This is a genomic window from Halosegnis marinus, assembly GCF_029338355.1.
GTDB classification, from domain to species: domain Archaea; phylum Halobacteriota; class Halobacteria; order Halobacteriales; family Haloarculaceae; genus Halosegnis; species Halosegnis marinus.
In genome coordinates, this window is the sequence record NZ_CP119802.1 from 1,236,813 (window position 1) to 1,249,810 (window position 12,998).

Genomic DNA, 12,998 nt, shown 5'->3' on the forward strand with positions numbered 1-12,998 from the left:
TCTCACTCCGACGACGCCGGACGCGCGAGTCGCCGGCGGCGGTCGGGGACGTGGACGCTCGACGGGACGACGGGCCGGAACACGCCCGTCTCCGGGTCCGCGCGGCCGAGCTCCAGCCAGTCGGTGACGCCCTCCGTGCCGCAGGCGATACAGCGGCCGGCGACGCGCGCCTCGACCCGACCGGCGTCGGCGCCCACCTCGACGAACCCCTCCGCGAGGAAGTCCGCGACCTCGCAGGGGCAGAAGTCGCCGCGGGCGAGCCGCCACAGGTCGGAGACGTTCACCGCCCGCGAGTCGTTGACGCTCACCCACGCGCCGTCGTCGAGCTGGTGGATCGAGGTGACCACGTGACGCGAAGGGCGCGCCCGGCCGTAAGCCCGACGCTCGCGGCCGTCGTCGCGGTCGTCCCGGATACTGGCAACCCCCGCCGGTAGGCCGCAGCAGGGGTAGCGATTACGCCTGAGGGCGACGTTATACGGCGTCCGCCCCTTCCCCCGGTAATGAGTCGAACGAGCCGTGTCCCCCCGCACGGGGAGGGTCGAATGTGAGCGAGTCGGAGGAGAGCCGCGACGAGCGGTACGAGGACGTGGACACCAGCCACCTCGACGACGTGGCGGACGGCTGCGGCTGTACCGAGATATGGGAGCACACGAGCGAGCGGGAGGACGAGGCGGCCGACGAGTCGGACGAGGAGTGACCCGCTCGTTCCCCCCGCGCGCACACCGACGGGGAACTTTTGTCGCGGCGCGGCCTATCGCGGACAGATGAGTCCGCGCGACGACGCGGCGGACCTGCCGGGCGACGAGCCGGGCCACCGCGAGTCCCCGGTCGGCGAACCCGTCATCCGGCGGGACGTGGCCGGCGAGGACGCGGCCCGCTTCGACCCCGACGACCCCGACAGCCTCGCGGAGGCGGCCGAGACGGTCGCCCGCTTCGCGGAGAACACCGCGGGCGGGACGGACAACGTCTACATGCTCCGGGGCGCGGCCGCCTGCGCCGCGCTCGTCCGCGGCGAGGGCTCGTACAAGGCCGCCGCCGAGCGCGCGGGCGGCGCGGCGTCCGTCTCCTTCATCCGCAAGTGGGCGCGCGTCCACGACCTGCCCCGCTCGGTGCGCCGGTACGTCGCGCTCGGGCGCATTCCCCCGACCGCCGCGAAGCACATCGCGCGTGTCCCCGGCGAGGCGCGGTTCCTGCTCGCGTGGGCCGTCCTCGACCACGGCCTCACGGTACGGGAGGTGCGCGCCGCGGCCTCGCGGGTCAACGACGGCGCGAGCGTCGAGGCGGCGTTGGCCGACGCCGACGTGGACCTCGGGCGCGTGGAACTGTCGCTCCCGCCGGACACCTACCGCGCGCTCCGCCGGCACGCCGCGCTGGCCGACGAGTCGCCCGCGGACGTGGTGGCCGACGCGCTCGACGGCTACCTCGACAGGTAACGCTCCGCCGCGCTCGCGAGCACGTTCGTCGCCGTCTCCACCTCCCCCCACTCGACCGTCTCGTCCGGGTAGTGCGCCTCGTCGATGGTGCCCGGCCCGAACAGCACGGTCGGGATACCCGCCTCGACGTAGTGGCGCGCGTCCGCGCCGTAGGTGACGCCGACGGGGTCCGTGTCGTCGAGTCCTTCCGCTCGCATCCCCGACTGCACCGCCCCGACCACCGACTCGTCGGCGTCTATCTCGCTCGGCTCGAACTGCACCGAGAACCGCTCGAAGGCGGGCGCGTGCGCCCAGTCGGCCGCCACGTCCGCGAGCGCGGCCTCGAACTCGGCCTCCACCTCGGCGACGGTCTCGCCGGGCGCGACGCCGAGACGCCACTCCGCGGTGAGCGAGGCCGGCACCGTCGAGGGCCAGTCGCCCGCCTCGACGGTCCCGCAGACCACCGGCCACGCCACCGGGTAGTCGCCGTACAGCGGGTGTTCGACGCGCTCGCCCCGCTCGGTTTCGAGCGCGCGGAACCGTTCGCGCACCGCGGCGAACGCGTCCAGCACGTCGTCGCCGCGCCACCGCGTCGCGGCGTGGGCCGACCGGCCCGTCAACTCCAGCCGCTTCATCACGCTCCCTTCCGTCGCGACGACGGGGCGCAACTCCGTCGGCTCCGCGACGATACAGGCGTCGCGCTCGAACGGGTAGGGGTTCGACAGCGCGGCCGCCGCGGCCCCGACGCCGCCCTCCTCCTCGCCCGCGACGCTCTCGACGACGACGCGCCCGACCGGGTCGGCCTCCCCGCGTTCCGCTCGCTCGCGCAGGTCCAGCGCCGCGAACACGCAGGCCGCCAGCCCCGACTTCATGTCCGCCGCGCCCCGCGCGGTCAGGTCGTCGCCGTCCCAGACGGGGTCGAAGGGTTCGGTCGTCCACGCCGCGCGGTCGGCCGGCACCACGTCCACGTGCCCGTTCAGGAGCAGGGTCGGCCCCCCGGCCGAGAACTCGTGGACGCCCGCCACGCTCGGCCGGTCGGCGAACGCGGGGTCCGGGTCGTCCGGAAAGGAGGGGTGCTCCGCGAGCGCCGCGGGGTCGGCGGTCCACTCGTAGGTGTCGAACCCCAGCGCGTCGAGGCGGTCGCGGAGCCACGCCTGTGCGGGGGCCTCGGTCCCGCCCGTCGTGTCGTACCGGAGGAGGCGCTCGACGAACGCGCGTCTGTCCATACGCTTCCTCCCGTTCCCGCCCGGATGAATCCCACCTATCGAAACTGTTTACCCCCTCTTGCCGTTATTTTTCCGCGAGGGCCGATAGCTCAGCCCGGCAGAGCGTCCGGCTTTTAACCGGACGGTCGTGGGTTCAATTCCCGCTCGGCCCGTTCTTCGTGTGGAACTCCTCGGTCAGTCAGCGGCCCGCCCGTGACGCCTGAAGCGAGAACACCTCGAAAGCCCCGAGGCGGAGCGGTCGCGCGAGTCGCTGCGCGCCTCGCTCGCTTCGCTCACGGCTTCGCCGTTCGCCTCGTGGCCCGCCCTCCGGGCGCGCCACGCACTCGCTGCGGTGCTTGTTCCGCGAGACGTAGCCTCGCGTCGTTCGCGGTCGCTTCGCGACCGCTCACCGTCGTGACGCTCCCGCTCCGCCTCGCCCCTTTCAGTCCCACCCCACCCGACCGCGACCGCTCCGCACCAACCCTCCCCCATGACCGACACGCTCCTGCGGAGCGGTCGGTCTCGGCCACCGCGTCAGGGGCCCGGATGCGCGAAAGGGGGAGACCTTTGCCCGGCCGATACCACCGGGGGACATGACCGACCTCGGCAAGGTGAGCGGCGAGTTCTTCCGCGAGACCATCCGGCCGAACCTCGGCGCCGAGCGCGACGACGTGCGCCTCGGACCGACCGCGGGCGTCGACTTCGGCGTCGTGGACGTCGGCGGGAACGCGCTCGTGCTCGCGACCGACCCGCTGTCGCTCCCGCCGGCACTCGGCTTCGACCGGGCGGCCCGGTTCGCGCTCGACATCTGTCTCGCGGACGTGGCCGTCTCCGGAATCGCGCCCTCCCACCTCGCCGTCTGCTTCTCGCTCCCGCCGGCGATGACCGACGCCGAGTTCGCCGAGGCGTGGACCGCGATGGACGAGCGCGCCCGCGAACTCGGCGTGAGCGTGACGACGGGCCACACCGCCCGCTACGCCGGCGTCGAGTTCCCGTGGGTCGGCGCGGCCACCGTCCTCGGCGTCGGCGACCACGACGACGTGGTCCGCCCGGACGGCGCGCGCCCCGGCGACGCGCTCGTCGTCACCACCGGGCCCGCGGCGGAGACGGCGGGGCTGTTCGCCTCGCTGTTCCCCGAGGAACTGGGCCTCGACGCCGAAACGGTCGCGACGGCACAGACACGCATCGACGACACGGCCTGCGTCGAGGACGCGCTCGCGGCCGCGGAGTTCGACGTCCACGCGATGCACGACGCGACGGAGGGCGGCGTCCAGGGCGGCCTCGTCGAGATGGCGACGGGCGCGGGCGTCCGGTTCGACCTGCACCGCGACCGGATGCCGTACGCCGAGGGCGTCCGCGCGGTCTGTGAGGCCATCGACGTGGACCCGTGGCAGGTCACCGCGTCGGGGACGCTGCTGATAGCCGTCGCGCCCGACGACGCCGACGCCCTCGTCGCGGCGCTCGAATCGCGCGGGACGCCCGCGGCCGTCGTCGGCGAGGTTTCGGCGGGCGAGGGCGTGTACGCCGACGGGGAACGCCTCCGGCACCCGGGCACGGACCCCTCGTGGCCGAAGTACGACGAGTTCCGGGAGCGCGGTCCGCAACGTTGAAATACGCCACCGGGCTACCACTTACTGCGCAGTTCCATGGGGTAGCGGCCAATCCTGTTGCCTTCTGGGGGCAACGACCCAGGTTCGAATCCTGGTGGAACTACTTCCCGTTCTCACACGCCGAGCGGCGCGCCGGGGGACCTAACACGGCCCGCCGCGACCGCGCGGCATGGACGTCTGTCTCACGTTCGACTTCGACGCCGTCTCGCCGTGGCTCCACATCGAGGGGCGGAACACGCCGACGAACCGCTCGCGGGGCCGCTACGGCGCGGAGGTCGGCGCGCCGAACGTCCTCGACTTCCTCGCCGCGCGGGACCTGCCGGCGACGTGGTTCGTCCCCGGCCACACGATAGACAGCTTTCCGGACCCGTGCGAGCGCGTCGTCGCGGAGGGCCACGAGGTGGGCCACCACGGGTGGAGCCACACGCCGCCGGGCGAGTACGACTCGCGCGAGGCCGAGCGCGCCGACATCGAGCGCGGCATCGAGAGCATCGAACGGCTGACCGGGTCGCCGCCCGCGGGCTACCGCTCGCCGTCGTGGGACTACTCCGAGCACACTGTCGACCTGCTGGTCGAGTTCGGCTTCGACCACTCCTCGTCGGGGATGGCCCGGCAGTACGAACCGTACCCCGTTCGCCGGGACGACGCGCCCGCGGACGGACCGTACGACCCCGGCGAGGCGACCGACCTCGTGGAGGTGCCGGTGTCGTGGCACCGCGACGACTACCCGCCGCTGGCCTTCTCGGGGTCGCGGGCGCGGATGCCCGAGGCCGCGGTGTTCGAGGACTGGCGCGCGCAGTTCGACCACGCGCCCGACGACGGCGTGTTCGTGCTCACGATGCACCCACAGGTCATCGGGCGGGAGGACAGGCTGGCACGGCTCGGCGCGTTCGTCGAGCACGCCCGCGATGCGGGGGCGCGGTTCGCGACGACGGGGGACATCGCCGGTCGCTAGTCCATCCCGGCGAGCGGGCCGAAGTCGTCCACGGGGTGGACGGAGTAGTCGACGGTGAGGGTGTCCTTCGTCGCGCGTATCTTCCCGACGAACGTCGATATCTCCGTGAGGTCGCCCTCCAGGACGAACAGTTCCATACAGCGGTGGTCGCCGACGTGGCTGTGGAAGTTCGAGGCGACCAGGTCCTCGTGTTCGTGGCGCAGGCGCATCATGCGCTCCTCGACGGCGGTCGTCTCGTAGTCGAACACCACGGTGACGATACCCATCAGTTCGCGCCCCTCCAGCTTCTTGTCCTCGAACTCCCCGAGGAGGTTCCGGGACGCCTCCCGGATGACCTCGCTGCGGCCGGTGTAGCCGTGCTCGTCGGCGAAGCCGTCGAGCCGTTCCAGCAGTTCCTCGGGCATCGAGACGCTGACGACGACCATGTAACAATACAGTCGGTGTCAGATATTAAGGATTCATATTCCGCTCACAGCGCGTAGGCGACCCGCTCGCCGACGTCCAGCCCGTTCCGCAGGGCGGCGTGGAGGCGCGCCTCGCCCGCGACCCAGTCGCCCACGGCGTAGAGCCCGTGTTCCTCGGCGCTCTCGACGGGGCCGCCCGCCACGGCCTCGCCGGGGAGCGCGTAGCGCCACCCCTGGTGGTCCGTCCAGTCGGGGTCGCGCAGGCGGTCGTCGCCCACAACGTCGGCGGCGTGGTCCGCAAGCGCCGCGACGTTCCCGGCCGGGTCGTCGTCGTAGTGCTCGACCGACCACTCGTGGTTCGCCTGCGCGACGAGGACGCTCTCGCCGTCGGGGACGTGGCCCGGCTTGCACTCCTCTCGCGAGAGCCAGCCGAGTTCGTGCTCCTTGTCCACGTTCACGAGGCCATAGTACGGCACGTCGAGCTCGAACTCGTAGCCGAGCACCGCGGTCCAGATCGTCCGATAGGGAACCGCCTCGGCGGCGTCGGCGAGCGCCGTCCGCGCCTCGGCGTCCCACTCGGCGTCGTGGAGCAGTTCGGCGCTCTGGGGCGCGGGCGGATTGAGCAGCAGCGCGTCGAACGGGCCGTACTCCCCGCCCGCCGTATCGACCAGCCGCCACGCGTCGCCGTCGCGGACGAGCGTCTCGACGCGCGTCCGCCGGTGTATCGTCGCGTCCGTCTCCCCGAACAGCCGCTTCGCTATCTGCGTCAGGCCGCGCCGGTAGCTCCACTTGCGGTCGTCCGCGTCGCGACCGGGCGACACCGAACCGTCGGCGTCGAAGGTGTGTATCGGCGCGCTCGCGTCCACGAGTCCCTCGTCGTCGAGCGTCTCGGTCAGGAGCTCGACGACGCGCTCGTCGTCGTCCTTCACGTAGTTCGCCCCGTAGTCGTACACGTACTCGTAGTCGCCGCGGCGTCTGGTGGCCGCGCGGCCGCAGACGCCCCCGGACTTCTCCACCACGGTGAGCGTCGCGTCCGGGACGGCGGCGTCGAGGACGAAGGCGGCCGCGGCCGCGCCGGCCCCGGCGCCGACGATTCCGATGTCGGGCATGACTCGGGGTAGGGGCGGCTCGCGCAAAAACCCCCGTGGGGCGGCGCGTCGCGCCGGTTCCGCCGGGGAGTGACACCGTCGTCACCCGGTGACGCCGACGCCGAAGAACGGCTAAGTGTTGCCGCGACGTACGGACGACAGACACGGCGACGGGCCGGCATCCACCATGGCGACGACCGAGACCACCACACCCCCGGACGACCTCACGCCGAGCGCGAAGTTCGTCCACTTCGTGTTACAGCACCGCTCCCAGCAGACGCAGTCCGAACTGACGGAGGCGACCAGCCTCTCGGCGCGCACCATCCGCGAGGCGCTCGGCCAGCTCGTCGAGACGGGCCGGGTCGTCGAGGAACGGTGCGTGCGCGACGCCCGCAAGCGGGTGTACTCGCTCGCCGAGGAGTGACGCGCCGAGCGCGGCAGGACGCCTGACAGCACGGCTCAGTACGTGTTTAAGCTCCGAGCCGTCCATCCGGTGGTATGAACATCACCCTGTTCGAGATGCACCTGGACGACGCGACGATCGCTCCCTCCCTCGGCGGCTCCGGCGACGAACTGCCCGTCGTCTCCGCCGACGCGTCCGAGTCGGGCCGCTCGCGCGGCTCCCGCGCCCTCCCGCTCGGCCTCCTGCTCGTGGTCGGCGTCGGCGCGGCCGCCGCGGCCCGACGGTTCCGCCGCTCCGCGGGTATCGACGTGGAACTCGAGGTCGACGAGGACGCCGACCCCATCGCGGTCGAGTAACGGAACTCAGTCGTCCGTTTCCGACCGCGCCGGGGGGCGATACGGCTCCTCGCGAACCGCCGCGGCCAGCCGGTCGAGTTCCTCGTGGTCGAGGCCCCCGTCGGCGGCCGCGTACAGCGCTTTCACTTCCGCCCTGTCTATCTTCACCGCTCCCCGCGAGGTGACCGCCTCCCGCGCTCGCCCGTCGAGCTCCCGCACCGTCGCGAGCGCGAGCAGGTACGGGAGCGCCGCGGCCGGGAGCAGTCCCGCGTCGCCGGGGACCGTATCGAGGTAGCGGCGCGCACCGGGGGCGTAGCCGGCGGCGCGGTCGGTCACCCGGCGGACGACGCGGGCCACGGCGTCGGCGCTGTCGGGGTCCGCGACCGACTCGTGGTCGGTGCCCTCCTCGCGGAGCCACTCGCCCGGCAGGTAGACGTTGTTCTCGGTCGCGTAGTCGTCGCGCACGTCCTTCGCGATGTTCACGAGCTGGAGCAGCAGCGCGAACTGGCGGGCGTCCTCGGGGTCGGCCTCGCCGTCGGTCCCGTGGACGGCGAGGAGGTTCGAGAACAGCTTCCCGACGGTGCCGGCGACGTACCAGCAGTACTCCTCCAGCTCCTCGACCGTCTCCAGCCGGAGGCCGCCGCGGTCGGCGTACTCGCGGAGGAACTCGGCCATCCCGGTCGCCATCTCGCGGACCACCTCGCGCATCGCCGCGCGCACCGTCGGGTCGAAGGAGCCGAACACCGCGAGCACGCGCGGCGTCCGGTCGACGACGGCCCAGTCGTCGCCGCCGTCGTCGGGGCGGTGGGGGGCGACGGCCGCGAGGAAGTCGTCGGCGTCGGTCGGGTCCTCCGGGTCGAGGACGGCGTCGTACGTCTCCAGCAGGTCGGCGCGCTCGCGCGGCGGAATCGAGGGGTCGTCCTCCACCGTATCCGCGATGCGACACAGCAGATACCCCGTACACACCCACGACGCCACCGGCTCCTCCAGAAGCTCGATGCTCAACGCGAACGTCCGCGAGACGGATTCGACGGCCTCGAACGTCCACGCCCGGTCGGCGTCGGTCGGGGGCGACGCCCCGGCGGCCGGCCCCTCCCCCGGCGTGTTACTCATCGTCCCTATGAAGCGGGGCCTCGTACTAAAGCCCCGTGGCGAATCCGACCGGAGTGTGACCCGATTCCCGCCGAAACCCTCCTGCCCGCCCGGCTCGTAGCGGGGCTGTGCGCTACGCCGCGACCGCGTTCGACCTCGACGGGACCCTGTGCCGCCACCGGCAGGCCATCGAGCCGGTGTTCGACGGCGCCTTCGCGGACGCCGGCGTCGAGCGGTTCGCGGACCCCGGCGACCTGTGGCCCGAACTCGGCGACATCACCGACTACGACACCGAGACCGAGCAGTTGGCGGACGCGTTCGCCGGCCTCGCGGCGAAGCGCGGCCGCGACCTCGACGCCCGGGCGCTCGCCGAGGCGTTCGTCGCCCGCCTCGACTGGTCGGACGTGTCGCTGCTGCCGGGGGCGACGGCCGCCCTCGACGCGGCCCGCGCCAACGGTCCCGTCGGCCTCATGACCAACGGCCCGGCCCCCCGCCAGTCAACGAAACTCGACGCGCTCGGCCTCCTCGACGCGTTCGACGCAATCGTGTACGCCGGGGACATGAACCGCCGGAAGCCGCATCCCGACCCCTTCGAGCGCGTGGTCGCGGGACTCTCGACCCCCGCCGAGGCGACGCTGTACGTCGGCGACTCGCTCGAACACGACGTGCGCGGCGCACGCGGGGCGGGCCTCCCCGTCGCGTGGGTCAACCCCGACGGTGCATCGCCGGGCGAGCACGCTCCCACCCACGACCTCCGCTCGGTCGGCGACCTCGGCGGCGTGTACTGAGTGCCGGAGCCGCCGGTTCCTTGCCCCTGCGAGACGAGTACGGCGTATGGACGCGGTCGCGACCGTCCTCGACCGGGAGTTTCCCGACCGGACGGTCGCGGAGTCGGCGCCGGCCGCCCGCGGCAACCGCAAGGAGACGCGGCTAGTGCGGTTCGCGGACGGCGGGGGCGTCGTCGTGCAGTTGTCGGAGCGACCCGACGCCCTCTCCGTGGAGGCCGCGCTGGCGCGGGCCGTCCGCGAGCGCACGCCCGTTCCGGTTCCCGCCGTCCTCGCGACGGGGCGGGTGGACGCCCTCGGCTACGTCGTCGCGGAGCGGGCCGCCGGCGACGACCTCCACGAGCGGTTCGTCTCGCTCCCCGACGACGAGCGTGCCGCGGTCGCCCGCGCGTTCGGCCGATGGCTCGCGGCCTGTCACGACGCCTTCGCGTTCGGCGGCTACGGGCCGCTGGAACTCGCAGACGGCGACCTCGTCGCGACCGCTCCCGACTGGTCGGCGTGGTTCCGCGGCTACCTCGACGCCGGGGTCGACGCGCTCCCCGAGGCCTTCGACGACCTCCGGGGACCGATACGGTCGCTCGCGGCCGACGCCGCCCTCCCCGACGCGCCGCCCGCCCGGCTGTTCCCGTGGGACCTCCGCCCCGGCAACGCCCTCTACGACGACGGCGTGACGGCGGTCCTCGACTGGGGCGAGCCGCTGGCCGCCGGCCCGGCGCTGTCGGTCGCGAAGACGGAACACCTCGTCTGCGACTGGTACGGCGACGACCGCGAGCGCCTGCGGACGGTGTTCCGTTCGGGGTACGAGACGGTTCGTCCGTGGCCCGACCCGGCCCCGGTTCACCGGGTCGCCGCGGTCGTCCGGTCGGCGGTCGACTCGACGGGCACCGTGACCCGTCCCGACTACCCCGAGCGCGAGGGCGAGGCGGCGCTCGCCTTCCACCGGGAGCGCCTCCGCGCGCTACTGTGAGCCGCAAGGGTTCTAATCCCCGGCGCGCGACGGTGGGAGTATGTCAGGCTCGGAGCTCGCGGCCCGCGTGCGGGAGATACTCGACACCGACCCCGACGAGTTCGCCGCTCGTGTCGAGCGGGAGGTCGCCGAGCTGAAAGCCGAGGTCGGCGACGGCACCTTCGACAACCCGCAGGGGGTGGTCGGCCTCGAGTACGAGTTCTACGCCGTCGACGCCGAGACGAACGCGCTGGCACGGGTGCCGCGCCGCCTGCTGGAGTACGTCGGCTTCGAGAAGGAACTCGGCCTCCACAACGCCGAGATGCAGACCTCGCCACAGCCGCTCTCGGGCTACGGCCTGCGCGCACAGGAGGCGGAGGTGCAGGCGCGGCTCTCCGCGGCCGAGGACGTGGCCGTCGCCGAGGGACTGCGGCTCGTCTCCGACGCGCTGTGGACCCACCCGCCCGTGGGCGAGACGGCGACCTCCTACCTCGCGGACTCGGTCGAGGAGGACGGCGTCCGGCTGGCGACGAACATGAGCGACGCCGTGCGCTACCACGCGATGGGGAACACCGACTTCAGTGCGGACATGCGGCTGGACGCGTTCGGCGTCGAACTCGACGCCGCGACGGTGATGCCGGAGAGCCTCATCACCTCCATCCAGCCGCACTACCAGGTGCCGCAGGCCGCGGACCTGCCGACGTACTTCCGGTACGCGCTCCGGGTCGCCGGGCCGCTGCTCGCGCTCGGCGTGAACTCGCCGTTCTTCCCGCCGGACCTCTACGTCGAGGAGCCGGCGGTCGTCGTCGCCGAGTCGCCCGCCGAGAACCGCATCGACGTGTTCGAGTCCGTGCTCAACCCCGACGACGACCCGAAGGTGCGCTTCCCCCGCGACCTCGACTCCGTCGAGGAGGCCGTCGAGCGCGTCGCGGCCGACGAGACGGTCGTCCCCGAACTGCAGGACGGCGGCGGCCGCTTCGACGACCGTTTCGCGCACTACCGCCACAAGCACGGCTCCTACTGGCGGTGGGTCCGGCCGGTCATCGAGGGCGCCTCGCGCGAGAGCGCGAACGCCCGCATCGAGTTCCGGCCCATCGGCGGCCAGCCGACCGTCCGCGACTCCGTGGCCTTCCTCGCGACGTTCGCGGGGCTGATGGAGTCGCTCCCGCGGCTCGAACACCCCGTCTACGGGCAGGAGTGGTCCGCCGCCGAGTCGAACTTCTACGCCGCCGCGGCCGACGGGCTGGACGCCGACCTCGCGTGGATCACGGCCGACGGCGAGGAGACGACGGACGCGGACGTGCTCTACTCGGAGCTCTTCGAGTACGCCCGCGCCGGCCTCGAACAGAGCGGCGTCGCCCCCGAGGAGGCGAACCGCTACATCCGCCCGCTCCGCGAGCGCGTCGACCGCGGGGTCACGCCCGCGTCGTGGAAGCGCGAGCGCGTCCGCGAGCGGTTCGAGGCGGGCGAGCCGTTCGCCGAGGCCGTCTGGGGGATGCAGGCGGAGTACATCGACGCGCAGTCGGACACGCTCATCGAGGGGAGCTTCGTCGACTGGCTGTAGCGTGCAGGCGGCCCTCACGTCGGCGACGGGCGGGCCGCGCTACCGCGGAACCGTCCCCGCTGTTCTCACAGGACGGCGCGGCTGGCCGCGCGATACGACTTGAACCTCCGGCACGGCGCGCGCTGACTCGCGTTCCGTCGCGAGTCGGCCGGCGTGCGAGGGACGAGCGACGAACGGAGTGAGGAGCGAATCGGCTGGGGAGGCGTGTGGCCGGTGCCGTGACGGTGCTGTTTCCCCTCGAACCGCGCGAGCAGGGCGTTCGCCGTCCTCCCGATGTCGAGACCGCGACCGAGGAAAACCGAACCCCTCGACGCGAACTACTCGTACGTCAGGCTCATCCCGCCGTCGTGGGTCATGTCGCCGCCGTTGAGGTGGCTCGCGTGCTTCGAGAAGCCCTGCACGAACAGGTTCCCGACCTCGTACGGCTCCATCATCTCCTTGACGCGCGTGTGGCCGAGCATCACCTGCTCGACCGTCTCGTCCACGGTCAGTCCGCGCGAGTCGGCCGAGTCGGGGAGCTGTTTCGCCACGAGTTCGGTCTTCACGTAGCCCGTCGAGACGGAGAACCCCCGAATCGAGCCCTCGCCCTCGGCGGCGATGGACTGGGTGAGTCCGCGCAGGCCGAACTTCACGGTGTTGTACGCGACCTTCTCCTTCGTGACGATGTGGCCGTGGACCGAACACATGTTGCCGACGACGCCCGCGCCCGTCTCCTCGAAGTGGGGCCACGCGGCCTTCGTGAGCAGGAGCGGTGCGCGCTGCATCACGTCGTGCATCAGGTCGTACTTCTCGACGGGGAACTCCGCGATGGGCGCGATGGTCTGGAGGCCGGCGATGTTGGCGAGGTAGCGCAGGTCGCCGAGCTTCGCCGCTTCCTCGACCGCGCGCTCGATGGCGGCCTCGTCGGTGAGGTCGGCTGGCACCGGTTCGATGCGCCCGGGCAGGTCGAGGTCGTCGGCGCGGTCGCGCGCCTCCGCGAGGCCCTCCTCGTCCACGTCCACCCCGGCGACGGTGAGGCCGTTGCCGGCGAGACACAGCGCCGTCGCGCGGCCGATGCCGCCCGCCGCGCCCGTGACGAGCGCGACGTTTCCGGGTCGGTAGTTCGGGTCCTCGACTTCGAGGACGTCCGCGCGCGTTATCTCGCTCGGCCCGTACGTCGCCAGCGCCTCCTCGACGCTCATATCGGCCATACTCGGGGG

The 12,998-nt window shown here is 72.6% G+C and carries 15 protein-coding genes and 2 tRNA genes; 11 read left to right on the top strand and 6 right to left on the bottom strand.

Annotated elements, in window-relative coordinates; all coding sequences use genetic code 11:
* Positions 1–2: 2 nt before the first annotated feature.
* The gene (locus tag P2T37_RS06905) at positions 3–347 is read right to left on the bottom strand and encodes a DUF8134 family protein (RefSeq protein WP_276236065.1); all 345 of its coding nucleotides are present in this window, start codon (positions 345–347) and stop codon (positions 3–5) included.
* 197 nt (positions 348–544) lie between these two features.
* Here P2T37_RS06905 and P2T37_RS06910 point away from each other — a divergent pair, with 197 nt between their 5' ends.
* Both P2T37_RS06910 and P2T37_RS06915 read left to right on the top strand, forming a co-directional pair.
* Positions 545–697, top strand: a complete 153-nt coding sequence (locus P2T37_RS06910) for a hypothetical protein (RefSeq protein WP_276236066.1) — start codon at positions 545–547, stop codon at positions 695–697.
* Between the two features lie 67 nt (positions 698–764).
* Entirely contained in the window at positions 765–1,433 is a 669-nt protein-coding gene (locus P2T37_RS06915) for a DUF7119 family protein (RefSeq protein WP_276236067.1), read from the top strand.
* On the opposite strand, the gene P2T37_RS06920 is transcribed toward P2T37_RS06915, so the two are convergent.
* Complete coding sequence (locus P2T37_RS06920) at positions 1,418–2,638, bottom strand: M20/M25/M40 family metallo-hydrolase (RefSeq protein WP_276236068.1); 1,221 nt, start codon at positions 2,636–2,638, stop codon at positions 1,418–1,420. The genes P2T37_RS06915 and P2T37_RS06920 overlap by 16 nt on opposite strands.
* Before the next feature lie 78 nt (positions 2,639–2,716).
* On the opposite strand from P2T37_RS06920, the gene P2T37_RS06925 reads away from it, so the two are divergent.
* From P2T37_RS06925 to P2T37_RS06940, 4 genes are all read left to right on the top strand, one after another.
* Positions 2,717–2,790, top strand: a tRNA-Lys gene (locus P2T37_RS06925).
* A gap of 420 nt (positions 2,791–3,210) precedes the next feature.
* Complete coding sequence (locus P2T37_RS06930) at positions 3,211–4,227, top strand: AIR synthase family protein (RefSeq protein ID WP_276236069.1); 1,017 nt, start codon at positions 3,211–3,213, stop codon at positions 4,225–4,227.
* 30 nt (positions 4,228–4,257) lie between these two features.
* Positions 4,258–4,330: transfer RNA gene (locus P2T37_RS06935), tRNA-Gln, on the top strand.
* A gap of 66 nt (positions 4,331–4,396) precedes the next feature.
* Positions 4,397–5,182 carry a polysaccharide deacetylase family protein gene (locus P2T37_RS06940; RefSeq protein ID WP_276236070.1) on the top strand — a complete coding sequence of 262 codons (786 nt, stop codon included), beginning with the start codon at positions 4,397–4,399 and terminating at the stop codon, positions 5,180–5,182.
* On the opposite strand, the gene nikR is transcribed toward P2T37_RS06940, so the two are convergent.
* Both nikR and P2T37_RS06950 read right to left on the bottom strand, forming a co-directional pair.
* Positions 5,179–5,607 (bottom strand): nickel-responsive transcriptional regulator NikR, encoded by a 429-nt coding sequence (gene nikR, locus P2T37_RS06945; protein ID WP_276236071.1) that lies wholly within the window; start codon positions 5,605–5,607, stop codon positions 5,179–5,181. The two genes, P2T37_RS06940 and nikR, sit on opposite strands and share 4 nt — an antisense overlap.
* A gap of 44 nt (positions 5,608–5,651) precedes the next feature.
* Positions 5,652–6,695, bottom strand: a complete 1,044-nt coding sequence (locus P2T37_RS06950) for an NAD(P)/FAD-dependent oxidoreductase (RefSeq protein ID WP_276236072.1) — start codon at positions 6,693–6,695, stop codon at positions 5,652–5,654.
* Between the two features lie 166 nt (positions 6,696–6,861).
* Between P2T37_RS06950 and P2T37_RS06955 the strand changes: the two genes are divergently transcribed.
* Positions 6,862–7,098, top strand: coding sequence for a helix-turn-helix domain-containing protein (locus P2T37_RS06955; RefSeq protein ID WP_276236073.1), 237 nt, complete (start codon positions 6,862–6,864; stop codon positions 7,096–7,098).
* Positions 7,099–7,172: 74 nt separating this feature from the next.
* Entirely contained in the window at positions 7,173–7,433 is a 261-nt protein-coding gene (locus tag P2T37_RS06960) for a hypothetical protein (protein WP_276236074.1), read from the top strand.
* Between the two features lie 6 nt (positions 7,434–7,439).
* Here the strand turns inward: P2T37_RS06960 and P2T37_RS06965 are convergent, their stop codons facing one another.
* Positions 7,440–8,525: a squalene/phytoene synthase family protein gene (locus P2T37_RS06965; protein WP_276236075.1), complete on the bottom strand. Its 1,086-nt coding sequence runs from the start codon at positions 8,523–8,525 to the stop codon at positions 7,440–7,442.
* A gap of 107 nt (positions 8,526–8,632) precedes the next feature.
* Between P2T37_RS06965 and P2T37_RS06970 the strand changes: the two genes are divergently transcribed.
* Genes P2T37_RS06970 through P2T37_RS06980 form a run of 3 tightly spaced genes read left to right on the top strand, consistent with a single transcriptional unit; the run spans position 8,633 to position 11,799 of the window.
* The gene (locus tag P2T37_RS06970) at positions 8,633–9,292 is read left to right on the top strand and encodes an HAD family hydrolase (RefSeq protein WP_276236076.1); all 660 of its coding nucleotides are present in this window, start codon (positions 8,633–8,635) and stop codon (positions 9,290–9,292) included.
* Positions 9,293–9,338: 46 nt separating this feature from the next.
* Entirely contained in the window at positions 9,339–10,256 is a 918-nt protein-coding gene (locus P2T37_RS06975) for a phosphotransferase family protein (protein ID WP_276236077.1), read from the top strand.
* Positions 10,257–10,296: 40 nt separating this feature from the next.
* Entirely contained in the window at positions 10,297–11,799 is a 1,503-nt protein-coding gene (locus tag P2T37_RS06980) for a glutamate-cysteine ligase family protein (RefSeq protein ID WP_276236078.1), read from the top strand.
* A 317-nt stretch (positions 11,800–12,116) separates the two neighbouring features.
* Here P2T37_RS06980 and P2T37_RS06985 read toward each other — a convergent pair whose 3' ends face one another.
* Entirely contained in the window at positions 12,117–12,980 is an 864-nt protein-coding gene (locus P2T37_RS06985; protein ID WP_276236158.1) for an SDR family NAD(P)-dependent oxidoreductase, read from the bottom strand.
* Positions 12,981–12,998 lie beyond the last annotated feature (18 nt).

What these genes read in the sequence shown, in the direction of transcription:
- P2T37_RS06915 (WP_276236067.1), top strand. Translation starts at nt 765, where the DNA reads ATGAGTCCGCGCGACGACGCGGCGGACCTGCCGGGCGACGAGCCGGGC.
- P2T37_RS06920 (WP_276236068.1), bottom strand. Translation starts at nt 2,638, where the DNA reads ATGGACAGACGCGCGTTCGTCGAGCGCCTCCTCCGGTACGACACGACG.
- P2T37_RS06930 (WP_276236069.1), top strand. Translation starts at nt 3,211, where the DNA reads ATGACCGACCTCGGCAAGGTGAGCGGCGAGTTCTTCCGCGAGACCATC.
- P2T37_RS06940 (WP_276236070.1), top strand. Translation starts at nt 4,397, where the DNA reads ATGGACGTCTGTCTCACGTTCGACTTCGACGCCGTCTCGCCGTGGCTC.
- nikR (WP_276236071.1), bottom strand. Translation starts at nt 5,607, where the DNA reads ATGGTCGTCGTCAGCGTCTCGATGCCCGAGGAACTGCTGGAACGGCTC.
- P2T37_RS06950 (WP_276236072.1), bottom strand. Translation starts at nt 6,695, where the DNA reads ATGCCCGACATCGGAATCGTCGGCGCCGGGGCCGGCGCGGCCGCGGCC.
- P2T37_RS06955 (WP_276236073.1), top strand. Translation starts at nt 6,862, where the DNA reads ATGGCGACGACCGAGACCACCACACCCCCGGACGACCTCACGCCGAGC.
- P2T37_RS06960 (WP_276236074.1), top strand. Translation starts at nt 7,173, where the DNA reads ATGAACATCACCCTGTTCGAGATGCACCTGGACGACGCGACGATCGCT.
- P2T37_RS06965 (WP_276236075.1), bottom strand. Translation starts at nt 8,525, where the DNA reads ATGAGTAACACGCCGGGGGAGGGGCCGGCCGCCGGGGCGTCGCCCCCG.
- P2T37_RS06975 (WP_276236077.1), top strand. Translation starts at nt 9,339, where the DNA reads ATGGACGCGGTCGCGACCGTCCTCGACCGGGAGTTTCCCGACCGGACG.
- P2T37_RS06980 (WP_276236078.1), top strand. Translation starts at nt 10,297, where the DNA reads ATGTCAGGCTCGGAGCTCGCGGCCCGCGTGCGGGAGATACTCGACACC.
- P2T37_RS06985 (WP_276236158.1), bottom strand. Translation starts at nt 12,980, where the DNA reads ATGAGCGTCGAGGAGGCGCTGGCGACGTACGGGCCGAGCGAGATAACG.